Source organism: Polaribacter haliotis (assembly GCF_014784055.1).
GTDB classification, from domain to species: Bacteria; Bacteroidota; Bacteroidia; order Flavobacteriales; family Flavobacteriaceae; genus Polaribacter; species Polaribacter haliotis.
The window spans coordinates 2,691,848-2,705,529 of the sequence record NZ_CP061813.1; the positions used below are offsets into that span (position 1 = coordinate 2,691,848).

Here is a 13,682-nt window from a genome sequence, read left to right on the forward strand (position 1 = left end):
TATTTTTGATAAAAACTCAGCAATATGACTACAGATAGAAAAAACGGAAGCTTATATACCAACATAAATAACAAAATTGCAACCATAGAATTTGGGCATCCTGCAAGCAATTCTTTTCCAAGTGAATTGTTAGATCGATTAACCAAAGAGTTAATTGCTGTTGGAAATAATGGAGATGTTTCTGTAATTATTTTAAAATCTGAAGGAGAAAAAGCCTTTTGTGCAGGTGCTTCTTTTGATGAATTAGTGGCAATTTCTAATTTAGAAGAAGGAAAACAATTTTTCTCTGGTTTTGCAAATGTGATAAACGCAATGAGAACTTGTGGGAAATTAATTATTGGAAGAATTCAAGGTAAAACTGTTGGTGGTGGCGTTGGTTTGGCTTCTGCTTGCGATTATGTTTTGGTAACAGAAAATGCATCAATAAAATTGTCTGAATTCACCATAGGAATTGGACCTTTTGTAATAGAACCAGCAGTTACAAGAAAAATAGGGGTTTCAGGAACTGCAGAATTGACTTTAGATGCAAGTAATTGGAAAAACGCCTATTGGGCAAAAGAAAAAGGTTTGTACGCAAAAGTTTTTGAAACTATAAAAGAATTAGATGAAGAAGTCGAAATTTTATCAGAAAAATTGGCTTCTTACAATCCTAAAGCTTTAGCAGAAATGAAAAAAGCGTTGTGGAGAGGTACTGAAAACTGGAACAATTTATTAGCAGAAAGAGCTGCAGTTTCTGGGGAATTGGTATTGTCTGATTTTACTAAAAAAGCATTAGGAAAATTTAAAAAGTAGTCTTGTGAAAATAGTTTCAACAAATATTGGAAAACGAAGAGAGGTAGATTGGAAAGACAAAAAAATAGACACAGGAATTTTTAAATTTTCTGTTGATAAACCAATCTTTTTAGATACTGAAGATGTTAAGGGTGATGAGATTTCCGATAGAGAAAATCACGGAGGAATTCTGCAAGCTATTTATGGATATTCTCTAAAACATTACGATTTTTTTAAACCACTTCATCCAAATTTAGATTGGCAATTAGGAATGTTTGGAGAAAACTTAACAATTGACAATTTAGAGGAAACCAAAATTCATCAAGGTGATACTTTTAAAGTTGGTGAAGCTATTTTAGAAGCAACTGTGCAAAGAAATCCTTGTTATAAATTAGGAATTCGTTTTAATGACATGAAAATCGTAAAACAATTCTGGAATACAACAATGTGTGGCGTTTATTTTAAAGTGATACAAACTGGTTTTGTTAAAGCTGGTGATGAATTCATCCAAATAAAAAGTTGTCCAGAAAATCCAACAATTGCAGATTTGTATGTTGCTAAACGAACTGAAAAGGGAGTGTAGTTTTGTCTGTCATTTCGACCTTGTGGAGAAATCTCAACACAGCAATAATTTAGATTTCTCAATTCCACTGCGTTTCATTCGAAATGACAGTAAAAATGTCATTTCGACCTTGTGGAGAAATCTTTATCTTTATGCTTTATGAAAAAAACAATAGGAACACATAATTATTAAGTTTACATAATAACGAATAAGAATAAAACAGTTTTGTATTTAGGTTTTACAAATAATTTAAAAGATAGACTCTACTACCACTCACATCCTGAAGCTAATTCTAAACATTTTTCTCATAAATATAATTGTAAATATTTAATTTATTTCGAACATTATCAAGATGTTGAAATTGCAATTAATAGAGAAAAACAAATAAAAAAATGGAATAGAAAGAAAAAAGAATTTTTAATTTCCACAAAAAATCCTGATTGGAATTTTTTAAATGATGAGTTATAGGTTTTCGACAACACTACTTGTTTTTTAAGCTAATTTCTGTTAAAAGATTTTTCGACTACACTGCGTTTCGCTCAAAATGACATTCGAATGTCATTTCGACCTTATGGAGAAATCTTCATCACGTAATAATTTAACTTTTTACTTTATTTATTTTAAATTACAAATAATTTTTTTCTAATTTTTGTATATTAATTTATCAATAAAGATTTTTCGACTTCACTGCGTTTCGCTCAAAATGACATTCGTTTGTCATTTCGACCTTGTGGAGACATCTCGAATTCCAACTTGATTTTTAAGATTTTAAGATTTCTCAATTTCACTGCATTTCATTCGAAATGACAAATAGATATTTCTAAAGTAATAAACTCTTTTTCTTCCTCTCCAAAAAATCCTTTTCCAAATTATTAGACACTTTTTCTAAAGCAGTATCAATAAATTTTAAAGCTTCTTTTTTATTGTTTGTTTTAGCAAAATAATCTGCTTTTGCGCCATAAAATAAATACGAACGTTGTGCTAAATCATCAGGATTTATTTGTTCGAAATAATAATTGGCTTTTATATAGTTTTCACTTTGTAAACAGACAACAGCCATAGTTAATAAATAGGAAGTGGAAGGTTGTATTTTGTGTAAACATTTGTAATAATTCAAAATTTTATTCCAATCTGTTTGTTCGAAATTAGGCGCTTTTATATGTTCTGCAACAATTGCAGCTTCATAATGGTATCTTGAGAATTGTGATGTTTCAACAGCTTTATTCATCATCATATTTCCTAATTGAATCATAGGAAAAGACCATTTATTTCTATCTTGATTTTTTAAATCTAACAACTCATTTTCAGTATTAATTTTTGCATCTAATCTTGCAGAATGAAAACACATGAGCGCAAACAAAGCATAACTTTCAGGAATTTGAGAGTGTTTATTTTTCAACAACATTTTACACAATCGAATGGCTTCTCCACACAATTCTTTTTGTACTAAAATCTCTTTTTTATTGGAATGAAAACCTTCATTAAAAATAAGATAAATAACATTTAAAACGCTGTCTATTCTTTCAGGAAGTTGTTTTCCTTGTGGAATCTTGAAGGCTAAATTTGTTTTTTTAATCGTTTTTTTGGCTCTTAATAACCGCTTTTTAATGGTTTCCTCTTTAGTTAATAAAGCCGATGCAATTTCTTTGGTACTAAAACCAGCAATGGTTTTTAGGGCAAATACAATTTGGTCTTTAGGGTCTAATTTTGGGTGACAAGCAGTAAAAATCATTCGAAGTTGAGCGTCTTCTATTTCTGCATCTAAAAAAAGTTCCTCTGTTGCAATAGAATCAAAACCTGCTTTAATTTCTGGAATGAGTTTTTGTTCCGATTTTAGTTTTCTAAAAATATCTAAAACTCTATTTTTTGCAGCTTTTGTTAGCCAAGCTTCAGGATTTTCTGGCTGTTCTTTTCGCCAAGAAATACTTGCTTTTAGAAAAGTATCTTGCACAGCATCTTCGATAATTTCCAGATTTGAGAGTCCGAAAATTCGAGTTAAAACAGAAACCATCTTTCCACTATGATATCGAAAAAGATGGTCTATGAGTTTCGTTTCCATTAATGATCAAATACCATAACTTCTCTAATTTCTACATAAGAGCCTAAATCGTAATCTGGAAAATCTTTTGCAATTTCTTCAACTGCATCAAAATCTTTGGCAGAAACTGTATAATAACCACCAACAATTTCTTTCAATTCTGTAGATGCAATGTCTTTAGCTGTTTTTTCAACACCAGAAATACGTCTTATTTTGGAAGTTAAGGCTTCACCTTCATGTTTAATTCCTGCAGCATCCATTTTCTGGCTCCAAGCAAACCATTTTCCCATTCTGTTTTGCATTTCTTCTGGAGAAAGCCCTAAATCAGCATAATCTTCGCCGATAAAAATCATCATAAATTGTTTCATAATCTAAAGTTTTTAAGTTTATACTATTAAGACGTTTGTCAAAATTAAAAAGGGGACACTTTTTTAGTTTTTTATTAAAAATCCTAATAAAAGTTTTTAAATGATGAGCTATAGATTTTTCGACTACACTGCGTTTCGCTCAAAATGACATTCTGCTGTCATTTCGACCTTGTGGAGAAATCTTAACTCAATATCTTCTAAACAGTCTCCTCTTTTTTATGCAGAAACCTCGTTAATTTCATAGATAAATCTAACAAAATAATTTTTGCATTTCCATTTCTTTCAATGTGATACATGGCATCATTTAGTTCTTTTTCTATCTCTAAAATATTTCCAGCATGTACAAAAGGTGCAAATTTAGACAAATCGAAACCTGTTTTTGTTTCCATAAAAACCAACTGATCAGACTTATAGTTCAGTAATAAAGCTTGTCTAAAAAATTGCAAACAATATTCTAAAAAACGTTTTTGAGTTTCACGTCCGGTTTTTGCAATCGTGTCCGACCAAGAAATTAATTGTTGTACCACAGAAGCATTTCCTTTGGCTCTAAAAGCTGTTCTTATCCAGGCAATAAACCATTCTTCGAAAACCAAATCAGAAGAATCGTTGTGTAATAAATGAATGGCTTTGTTGTAATTTCCTTCAGCTTGGTGCGCAATTGTTGCAGCTTCACTTTCTGAGCAATTTTCTCTTTCTACCAAAGCTTTTGCAATATCTTGTTCTGCTAAAACAGGAAAATGCAACGCTTGACAACGCGATTTTATGGTATTTATAATCTGCTCTTCATTTTCTGTTATTAAAATGAAAACAGTTTTGTTTGGCGGTTCTTCAATCAGTTTTAATAATTTGTTGGCAGCAGCAATGTTCATTTTTTCTGCCATCCAAATAATCATCACTTTAAAACCACCTTCGTAAGATTTTAGTTTTAGCTTTTTTACAACATCTTCAGCTTCATCAACTCCAATATTTCCTTGTTTATTTTCTACGCCAATATGTTGCAACCAATTAAATAAACTAGCATAAGGTTGTACGCTTAAGAAATCTCGCCATTCTTCTAAATACAAATTACTTATAGGATGTTTTTTTACGCTATCGCTTGTGGTTACAGGAAACGCAAAATGCAAATCTGGATGTTGCAATTTATTACACTTGATGTTACAAGCTTCAGCATCATCAGAAAAATTACATAATAAAAATTGTGCATAGGCAATTGCCATTGGCAAAGTTCCACTTCCTTCTTTTCCTACAAACAATTGCGCATGTGGAATTCTGCCATTTTCTGCAGAAACTTGCAAGTGGTTTTTAATATGTTCTTGACCTATAATTTGGTTGAAAAGCATTTACAAATATAAAATTTGTTATGCAGAATTTCATCAATTTTAGAGAGCAATCTTTTAAATTATGAATTCAAGGTAGAAATAAATCAATACTACGCAAACGTTAACTTAACTTTTTATATTTCAACTTTCTAAAAACTAAAGAAAAAGGTATTTTTGTGAAAATACTAAAGACTAAAAATGAAAACACTAAAAGATTTTAATTTCGAAAATAAAAAAGCGATTATTCGTGTAGATTTTAACGTGCCTTTAAATGATAAATTTGAAGTAACAGATACTACTAGAATTCAAGCTGCAAAATCTACTATTATAGATATTTTAGAACAAGGAGGAAGCTGTGTATTAATGTCTCATTTAGGTCGTCCAAAAGGTTTTCAAGAAGAATTTTCTCTGAAGCACATTGTAAAATCGGTAGTAGATATTATTGGTTGCAACGTAAAATTTGTGGAAGATTGTGTTGGAGATAAAGTTGAAGAAGCAGTTGCTAATTTAGAAGCTGGAGAGATTTTATTATTAGAAAACTTACGTTATTATCCTGAAGAAACAAAAGGTGATGTTGCGTTTGCAGAGAAATTATCGAAATTCGGAGATATTTATGTAAATGATGCTTTTGGAACCGCTCACAGAGCACATGCATCAACCACAATTATTGCACAATTTTTTGATGGTAATAAATGTTTCGGAAACTTATTAGCAAGAGAAATAGAAAGTATAGATAAGGTTTTAAACAACTCAGAAAAACCAGTATTGGCAATTTTAGGAGGTGCAAAAGTATCGTCTAAAATTACAGTTATCGAAAATATTTTAGATAAAGTAGACCATTTAATTATTGGTGGTGGAATGAGTTTCACTTTTATAAAAGCACAAGGTGGAAAAATAGGAAATTCTATTTGTGAAGATGATAAACAAGAGTTGGCTTTAGATATTTTAAAGCAAGCAAAAGCAAAAGGAGTAGAAGTTCATATTCCTGTAGACGTTGTTGCTGCAGACGATTTTTCTAACGATGCAAATACACAGATTTTAGACATTAATCAAATTCCTGATGGTTGGGAAGGAGTTGATGCTGGACCAAAATCAAGAGAGATTTTTGATGATGTTGTAAACAAGTGTAAAACGATTTTATGGAATGGACCTTTAGGTGTTTTTGAAATGGAATCTTTTGCAGCAGGTACAATTGCATTAGGACATTCAATAGACAAAGCAACTAAAAATGGTGCATTTTCTTTAGTTGGTGGTGGAGATTCTGTTGCAGCAGTAAAACAATTTGGTTTTGCAGATAAAGTAAGCTACGTTTCTACTGGAGGAGGAGCTATGTTAGAAATGTTAGAAGGAAAAAGTTTACCTGGAATTGAGGCAATTTTAAAATAAAGAAAAATTTTAATCTTCCAAAAAGGAAGAAACACTCAAGTGAAATAGTATATTTTTCTTGAATATAATTTATTCTTATAAGCGTATAATTTTTTAAATTATACGCTTATTGTTTTTAATAGACATAAGTTTTAATTTAGCAATTAGTTTAAAAAACAGTTACACAATTAAACAAACAAACGATTACACAACAAAATGAAATACACAAAACTCCCAAATACCGATATAAAAGTTAGCAAAATATGTTTAGGAACCATGACTTGGGGAAACCAAAATACCCAAGAAGAAGGTTTCGAACAAATGGATTTTGCTTTAGAACAAGGTGTTAATTTCTTTGATACTGCAGAATTATATTCTGTTCCTGCAACTCCAGAAACGTATGGAGCAACAGAAAAAATTATCGGAAATTGGTTTGCTAAAACTGGAAATAGAGAAAAAGTAGTTTTGGCAAGTAAAATTGCTGGTGGTGGAGATTATACAAAACACATTAGAGAAGGTGGTTTGAATAAGAAAAACATTAAAGAAGCAATTGAAGGAAGTTTAAAACGTTTGCAAACAGATTATATCGATTTGTATCAATTACATTGGCCAAATAGAGGTGTAAATGTTTTCGGTACAAGAGATTTTCCAACAGATACTGCAAAAGATGAAGTTGAAAACTATTTAGAAATCATTCAAACTTTAAATGATTTAATACAAGAGGGAAAAATTAGACAATATGGTTTGTCGAACGAAACTCCTTGGGGAACTATGAAATATATGCAAACAGCTGAATTAAATAAATTGGCAAGACCAATTACAATTCAGAATTCATATTCTATGATTCATAGAGGTTATGAAGCAGGAATGAGTGAGGTTTCTTTAAGAGAGGATATTGGTTTGTTAGCCTATTCTCCTTTAGCACAAGGTGTTTTATCTGGAAAATATTTAGATGGAAACTTACCAGAAGGCGCAAGAGGAACTTTATTTCCACGTTTTGTTGCACGTTATATGGGTGATGGTTCTTTGGAAGCTGTAAAAAGATACGAAGCAATTGCAAAAAAAGCTGGAATTACATTATCGGAAATGTCTTTGGCGTTTGTAAATCAATTGCCATTTGTAACCAGTAATATTATTGGTGCTACAAAAATTAGTCAATTAAAAGAAAATATAGGTAGCATTAACATCGATTTATCAGAAGAAACTTTAAAAGAAATTGAAGAAGTTCATAAAGATATTCCTAATCCTGCGCCTTAATTTAGTTAGCAGTTTTTTAGTATTCAGTTGTCAGTCAAATAAAAATCCGATAAAAATTTAATTTTCATCGGATTTTCTTTTTTGTCATTCCTGAACAAACAGAATTTTTTTTTAACCTCTTATAATTCTTGTTTTAATGTTTTTGTTTCTTTTCAGAATCCACCAACTTCAAAGAACTTGCAACAAATCTTCCATCAACAACTTCGCCAGTAATTTCTCCTTTACGAACTACGTTACAAAAACCGATTTTCTCATCATGAGCATCTCCAAAATCGTCGATATTAAAACCATCAACAAAATAAGCTTTATCGTCTAAACGAACCGCTAAACTGCACCCATCTTCAGAATCTAAATCAAATTGACATTGTCCACATGAAACTTCTGCAACTTGTGTTACTTCTTTCTTATTTCCACAAGAAAAAGCAATCATAAATAGGGATAAAAAAAGTAATTTTTTCATAATTATATATTTAAATTATTTTCGAACTTCCAACTGAATACTTTCTACTTTTTAGAGCTCCAAGAATCACGTAATCCAACAGTTTTATTAAAAACCAATTTATCGGTAGTAGAATCATCATCAACATTAAAATACCCCAAACGTTGAAACTGAAAACGCTCGCCAATTTCTGCAGTTTGTAAACTTGGCTCTAAATAAGCATTAATAATCTCTAAAGAATCAGGGTTAATAAATTCCATATAATCTTTGTCTTTATGCGAATCTGGTGCTTCATCTAAAAACAACCTGTCATACGCTCTCACTTCTGCATTAATAGCGTGTTTAGCAGAAACCCAATGCAAAGTACCTTTTACTTTACGTTTACTTTCTTCAGTATCCATTCCAGATTTTGTTAATGGATCATATGTACACTGAATTTCAGTAATATTTCCATCTGCATCTTTTGTACAACTTTCAGCTTTAATATAATACGCATTTTTTAAACGCACTTCACTTCCTAATTTCAAACGGAAAAACTTCTTATTTGCTTCCTCTCTAAAATCTTCTCTTTCTATATAAATCTCTCTAGAAAATGGAACTTCTCTGCTTCCAAAACCTTCTTCATAATCGTTATAATTGGCATCTAACATTTCTTCTTTTCCTTCAGGATAATTTGTGATTACCACCTTTACAGGATCTAAAACTGCCATTACTCTTTTTGCAGTTTTATTTAAATCTTCACGGATTTTAAACTCTAAAAGCGCGACATCAATTATATTTTCACGTTTAGAAACACCAACTGTTTCTACAAAACTTCTAATAGAAGCAGGTGTGTAACCACGTCTTCTTAATCCAGAAATTGTTGGCATTCTTGGGTCGTCCCAACCAGAAACGATTCCGTTTTCAACTAAAGTCAACAATTTACGTTTGCTCATAATTGTGTAACTCAAATTCAAACGAGAAAATTCACGTTGTTTTGGCGGATTTGGGTACGAATCTTTACTATATTCATACACATTATCTCTAAACCAATTGTATAATTCTCTGTGAGGTTTAAACTCTAAAGAACACAAAGAATGCGAAATTTGCTCTAAATAATCACTTTCTCCATGCGTCCAATCGTACATTGGATAAATACACCAATCAGAACCAGTTCTGTGATGATCTTTAAACATAATTCTGTACATTAATGGATCTCGCATTAGCATGTTATCGCTTGCCATGTCTATTTTTGCACGTAAAGTATGTTCTCCTTCTTTAAATTTTCCATCTTTCATTCCTTGAAACAATTCCAAGTTTTCTTCCACAGATCTATTGCGAAAAGGACTGTTTGTACCAACTTGAGTTGGCGTTCCTTTTTGTAAGCGCATTTCTTCAGATGTTTGAGAATCTACATACGCTTTACCATCTTTTATCAATAAAACTGCCCAGTCATATAATTGCTGAAAATAATCTGAAGAATAACATTCTTCCGCCCATTTATAGCCCAACCAAGAAACGTCATTCTTAATAGCATCTACATATTCCTGCTCTTCTTTTGCAGGGTTTGTATCATCGAAACGCAAGTTTACAGGCGCATTATATTTCTGCCCTAAACCGAAACTAATACCGATTGCTTTTGTATGACCAATATGTAAATATCCATTTGGTTCTGGTGGAAAACGGAACCGTAAATTCTCTTTTGGCATTCCATTAGCCAAATCCTCTTCAATAATTTGCTCTAAAAAATTGAGCGATTTCTTCTCTTCAGACATTGTTTTAATTGAAAAAATTAGAACACAAAATTACGCAAAATACTTGATTGCTATTGAGAGTTTTGTAACAAAATTAGATTTTATGCTACTAATAAATAAACACCAATTATTATGAGCGATCAAATTAGAAATTACACGTGTCCGAAATGCAATTGCAAAACCTATAAATTAGGACAAATGCGTGCAACTGGCGGAACGTTATCAAAAATTTTCGATGTTCAAAATCAGAAATACACCAGCGTAACATGCGAACTTTGTACCTACACAGAATTTTACAAAACCAAAACCAGCGCAATTAGTAACGTATTCGACTTTTTTACCAATTAATTTTAGGGCGTTCCCTTTCAGGTCGCGCTTTCCATTGTATCTTTTTATTTCAGAAAAGAAATAAAAAAGGATGTCATTTCAACTGCGAAGCACTCACGATTTCAAAAGAAATATTAAAGCATGAGTAATCGCTAACGCAGGCATTTTTACCAGTTAAAGTTTTCTAAAAGGAAGTTTTACTACTTATTTATTGTTGTATTTTTGCATTATTAAAAAATACATATGCCTTCCTTTTTATTAGATCACATAGCACTTTCAGTAAAAAATGTCGATGAATCTGTTGCTTTTTATCAAAAAGTCTTCCAACTTAAAGAAATTGAGAATACAGCATCTAATTCTAAAACAAGATGGCTCTCTTTAGGTGAAGGAAAGCAATTGCATTTAATTCCTCGTCCAAATTTAGAAGTTAAGACAAATAAAGCAGTTCATTTCGCTTTAGCAACTTCAGATCTAAAGACATTCATTCAACATTTAAAAGAATTAAAAATAGAATATTCCGATTGGAAAAATACAGCAAACAAAGATTATATAAGAAAAGACGGAATTCAACAATTTTATTTCCAAGACCCAAATGGCTATTGGATTGAAGTAAATAATGCTATTTAATAAAAACAATAACTTGTTTTTAAAGTAAATTTGCAAACAATGAAAAAAGAGGAAAAAAAACCAGATTTAGTCGTTTTTAATGAGGAAACACAAAAATACGATGCTTCTATAAAACCTTATGGAACATCCTCAAGTTCGCCAGTAATTAAACCATTAAATACTGCAAGTTGGAAAAATGACGGAATTCAGCGAGTAAACAAACAACTAAAATCGAAGTTCGACGAGGTTAAAAAAGAGTACGAATCTTTAATGGAAAAGTTTCAGTATAACGATTTAATTTACAATGCTAAATTTAGTTTCGAGCCAATTTTTGGAGAAAATTATCATTTATACAATAACAAAAATGGCGAACCATTTTTGTCTATTATAGAACCAGAACAATGCAGTTTTGAGTATTTAGGATCATTCAGACTAAATACCGATAAAATGTGGGAAAAAATAGAATCAACTTCAAATCAAGAAGAATAAATGGGAATTATAAAAGTAAATAATATAAAACTCTACGCTTTTCACGGCTGTTTAGAAGAAGAAGCAAAAATTGGAAGTGAGTATAGAGTAGATGTCGAAGTAAAAGCCAATCTAAAAAAATCTGCAAAAACAGACGATTTAGCAGATACTGTAGATTATGTTCATTTAAATTATATTGTAAAAGAAGAAATGGCAATACGTTCGGAGTTATTAGAGCAAGTTGCACAACGAATTTTAGATCGTTTTTTTAGAGAAATAAGAATGATAAAAAAAGCAACAGTTTCAGTTTCTAAAATTAACCCACCAATTGGGGGGAATGTAGAAGAAGTGGTAATAATTCTTACCAAAAAACGATGAACTTAAATCAAATTACGGTTCCATCATTAGATTTAGAAAAATCGATTCTTTTTTATCAAAAGTTAGGTTTAGAGTTAATTGTTGAAGCTTTACCAAATTATGCAAGATTTGTTTGTCCCAATGGAGGCTCTACTTTTTCAATTCATAAAGTTAAAGAACTTCCTAAAGGAGACGGAATTTATATCTATTTTGAATGTGAAAATTTAGACAAAAAAGTAGATAGTTTAATTGAAGAAGGAATTCAATTTGATAAAAAACCAGAGGATAAAAATTGGTTATGGAGAGAAGCAAGATTAAAAGATTTAGATGGGAATCAACTTATATTGTTTTATGGTGGAGAAAATAGAATAAATCCACCTTGGAAAATCAAAACATAAAAAAATACTTGCAATACTTGTAAATTTGCGTAAATTTGCAATCCGAATATAAAAGGTGTCTTGGCCGAGTGGCTAGGCAATGGTTTGCAAAACCATGTACAGCGGTTCGAATCCGCTAGACACCTCTAAAAACGTTTCAAGAAATTGAAACGTTTTTTTATTTGTAAAAACTTATTTTATTATCCTAAATTAGCAGTACACATAATAGATTTATATGAAACCACTTTTATTTAATATATGCTTGCTAATTACTGTTTGTTTTAATACAAGTTTATTAGCTCAAGAATTAGTAGCAGAAAAAGGTAGTTTTGGTGTGGATACTAAAAACAAAATAATTGTTTGGCATATTACAGATTTAGATGCTATAAAGACTGCAAATAAAAATGGGAATACTATAAAATTTAATAAAAACTATAAATTAAAAGAAACTACAATTCAAAGTCTTTCATACAAGAATAGTAGTGTAGTTTCAAACGAAGAAAATTACAAATTATACATTACCAAACTTCCGTTAGTTCATTTAACAGTAGATACTTCTAAAATGAGTAACGTTTTTAAATTACCATTTTATTTCACTTTTTTTAATGATAAAAATTATATTAAAAGCACTGGAGGTGTAAGATATCGTGGGAATTTATCTCTCTCATTTCCTAAAAAATCGTTCGATTTAGAGTTCTGGAAAGACAGCATTACTCGCGTGCAAAAAGATATAAAATTCGCTAACCTAAGGTCTGATGATGATTGGATTTTAGATGGTCTTTTTAACGAACCTTTGCGCTTACGATCTTTTGTTGCGACAAATTTATGGAACGAAATTCATAAACCTTACTACTTGAAAAAAGAACCTAAAGCAAAAAGTACTTTTAGAGTTAAATTCGTAGAGTTGTTTCAAAATAACACATATTATGGTATTTATCAACTCTCGGAATCTGTAGATAGAAAACAATTAAAGTTAAAAAAGAAAGAAAAAAACATAATTAAAGGCGAGTTATTTAAAGCAAACTCCTACAAAGGTGGGCCAGATTTTACGAAATCTCCTGAAAAATACGACGATAAAACAATATTTTGGAATGGTTGGGCAACTCGTTATCCATCAGATATTAATGAGTTTAGTTGGAAGAACTTAGCTGAATTTTCTAACTTAGTAGTTCATGGTTCTGATGAAGATTTTGTAAAAAATATAGAAAATAAGTTTCAACTTTCGAATGCCATAGATTATTATTTGTTCGTTAATTTACTAAAAACAACGGATAATTTAGGTAAAAATTATTATTTAGGAAAATACGATAAAAACGAACCGTATTTTTTTATTCCTTGGGATTTAGATGGTTCTTTTGGAGTTGTAATTGATGGATTAACAACTTTAGAAACTGATGGAGTTCTTCAAAATGGTCTTCTAAAGAGATTAATAGAAACGAATCCTAATGGTTATAAAGAAAAAGTAAAAAAAAGATGGACTGAATTAAGAGCCAAAGAATTTAGTAACGAAGCTTTGTTTTCTAACATTAATAAGATTTATAATCGTTTTACTGATGAAAAAATTTACGAGCGTGAACAATTAGTTTGGAAAAATAAATTAAATGAAACTTCAAATGAAGATCACTATAAATTTCTTGAAAAATGGTTAACAGAAAGGTTAATTTATCTTGATAATCAGTTTAATAAATTATAGAA

Annotated in this window: 16 protein-coding genes and 1 tRNA gene; 12 read left to right on the top strand and 5 right to left on the bottom strand. The window is 30.6% G+C overall.

Annotated features, from left to right (window positions below):
- Positions 1-24: 24 nt before the first annotated feature.
- The 3 genes from H9I45_RS11615 to H9I45_RS11625 all read left to right on the top strand — a co-directional run bounded on the left by H9I45_RS11615 (position 25) and on the right by H9I45_RS11625 (position 1,801).
- A complete protein-coding gene (locus H9I45_RS11615; RefSeq protein WP_088352694.1) occupies positions 25-792 on the top strand; it encodes an enoyl-CoA hydratase/isomerase family protein in 768 nt (255 codons plus the stop codon).
- Positions 793-796: 4 nt separating this feature from the next.
- Positions 797-1,354: an MOSC domain-containing protein gene (locus tag H9I45_RS11620; protein WP_088352695.1), complete on the top strand. Its 558-nt coding sequence runs from the start codon at positions 797-799 to the stop codon at positions 1,352-1,354.
- Positions 1,355-1,558: 204 nt separating this feature from the next.
- Positions 1,559-1,801, top strand: a complete 243-nt coding sequence (locus H9I45_RS11625) for a GIY-YIG nuclease family protein (RefSeq protein WP_367890049.1) — start codon at positions 1,559-1,561, stop codon at positions 1,799-1,801.
- A gap of 352 nt (positions 1,802-2,153) precedes the next feature.
- Here the strand turns inward: H9I45_RS11625 and H9I45_RS11630 are convergent, their stop codons facing one another.
- The 3 genes from H9I45_RS11630 to H9I45_RS11640 form a co-directional block, all read right to left on the bottom strand.
- Entirely contained in the window at positions 2,154-3,392 is a 1,239-nt protein-coding gene (locus H9I45_RS11630; protein WP_088352697.1) for an RNA polymerase sigma factor, read from the bottom strand.
- The gene (locus H9I45_RS11635) at positions 3,392-3,727 is read right to left on the bottom strand and encodes a YciI family protein (protein ID WP_228454886.1); all 336 of its coding nucleotides are present in this window, start codon (positions 3,725-3,727) and stop codon (positions 3,392-3,394) included. Before H9I45_RS11635 ends, H9I45_RS11630 begins: the two co-directional genes overlap by 1 nt.
- Positions 3,728-3,936: 209 nt before the next feature.
- Positions 3,937-5,079 carry a DNA polymerase III subunit gene (locus H9I45_RS11640; RefSeq protein ID WP_088352699.1) on the bottom strand — a complete coding sequence of 381 codons (1,143 nt, stop codon included), beginning with the start codon at positions 5,077-5,079 and terminating at the stop codon, positions 3,937-3,939.
- Between the two features lie 177 nt (positions 5,080-5,256).
- On the opposite strand from H9I45_RS11640, the gene H9I45_RS11645 reads away from it, so the two are divergent.
- Together H9I45_RS11645 and H9I45_RS11650 are read left to right on the top strand one after the other, a co-directional pair.
- The gene (locus tag H9I45_RS11645; protein WP_088352700.1) at positions 5,257-6,444 is read left to right on the top strand and encodes a phosphoglycerate kinase; all 1,188 of its coding nucleotides are present in this window, start codon (positions 5,257-5,259) and stop codon (positions 6,442-6,444) included.
- Positions 6,445-6,639: 195 nt separating this feature from the next.
- Positions 6,640-7,680: an aldo/keto reductase gene (locus tag H9I45_RS11650; protein ID WP_088352701.1), complete on the top strand. Its 1,041-nt coding sequence runs from the start codon at positions 6,640-6,642 to the stop codon at positions 7,678-7,680.
- 133 nt (positions 7,681-7,813) lie between these two features.
- Here H9I45_RS11650 and H9I45_RS11655 read toward each other — a convergent pair whose 3' ends face one another.
- Positions 7,814-8,140, bottom strand: coding sequence for a DUF6370 family protein (locus H9I45_RS11655; protein WP_088352702.1), 327 nt, complete (start codon positions 8,138-8,140; stop codon positions 7,814-7,816).
- 44 nt (positions 8,141-8,184) lie between these two features.
- Positions 8,185-9,873 (bottom strand): glutamine--tRNA ligase/YqeY domain fusion protein, encoded by a 1,689-nt coding sequence (locus H9I45_RS11660; protein ID WP_088352703.1) that lies wholly within the window; start codon positions 9,871-9,873, stop codon positions 8,185-8,187.
- Positions 9,874-9,984: 111 nt separating this feature from the next.
- Here H9I45_RS11660 and H9I45_RS11665 point away from each other — a divergent pair, with 111 nt between their 5' ends.
- From H9I45_RS11665 to H9I45_RS11695, 7 genes are all read left to right on the top strand, one after another.
- The gene (locus H9I45_RS11665; RefSeq protein ID WP_088352704.1) at positions 9,985-10,200 is read left to right on the top strand and encodes a zinc ribbon domain-containing protein; all 216 of its coding nucleotides are present in this window, start codon (positions 9,985-9,987) and stop codon (positions 10,198-10,200) included.
- 222 nt (positions 10,201-10,422) lie between these two features.
- Complete coding sequence (locus tag H9I45_RS11670; protein ID WP_088352705.1) at positions 10,423-10,806, top strand: VOC family protein; 384 nt, start codon at positions 10,423-10,425, stop codon at positions 10,804-10,806.
- Positions 10,807-10,845: 39 nt separating this feature from the next.
- Positions 10,846-11,274: a DUF2452 domain-containing protein gene (locus H9I45_RS11675; RefSeq protein WP_088352706.1), complete on the top strand. Its 429-nt coding sequence runs from the start codon at positions 10,846-10,848 to the stop codon at positions 11,272-11,274.
- Entirely contained in the window at positions 11,275-11,631 is a 357-nt protein-coding gene (gene folB / locus H9I45_RS11680; protein WP_088352707.1) for a dihydroneopterin aldolase, read from the top strand.
- Positions 11,628-12,008 carry a VOC family protein gene (locus tag H9I45_RS11685; protein WP_088352708.1) on the top strand — a complete coding sequence of 127 codons (381 nt, stop codon included), beginning with the start codon at positions 11,628-11,630 and terminating at the stop codon, positions 12,006-12,008. The genes folB and H9I45_RS11685 overlap by 4 nt, the downstream gene beginning before the upstream one ends.
- A gap of 54 nt (positions 12,009-12,062) precedes the next feature.
- Positions 12,063-12,133 (top strand) — tRNA-Cys (locus tag H9I45_RS11690).
- An 89-nt stretch (positions 12,134-12,222) separates the two neighbouring features.
- Positions 12,223-13,680: a CotH kinase family protein gene (locus tag H9I45_RS11695; RefSeq protein ID WP_088352709.1), complete on the top strand. Its 1,458-nt coding sequence runs from the start codon at positions 12,223-12,225 to the stop codon at positions 13,678-13,680.
- Positions 13,681-13,682: the final 2 nt, after the last annotated feature.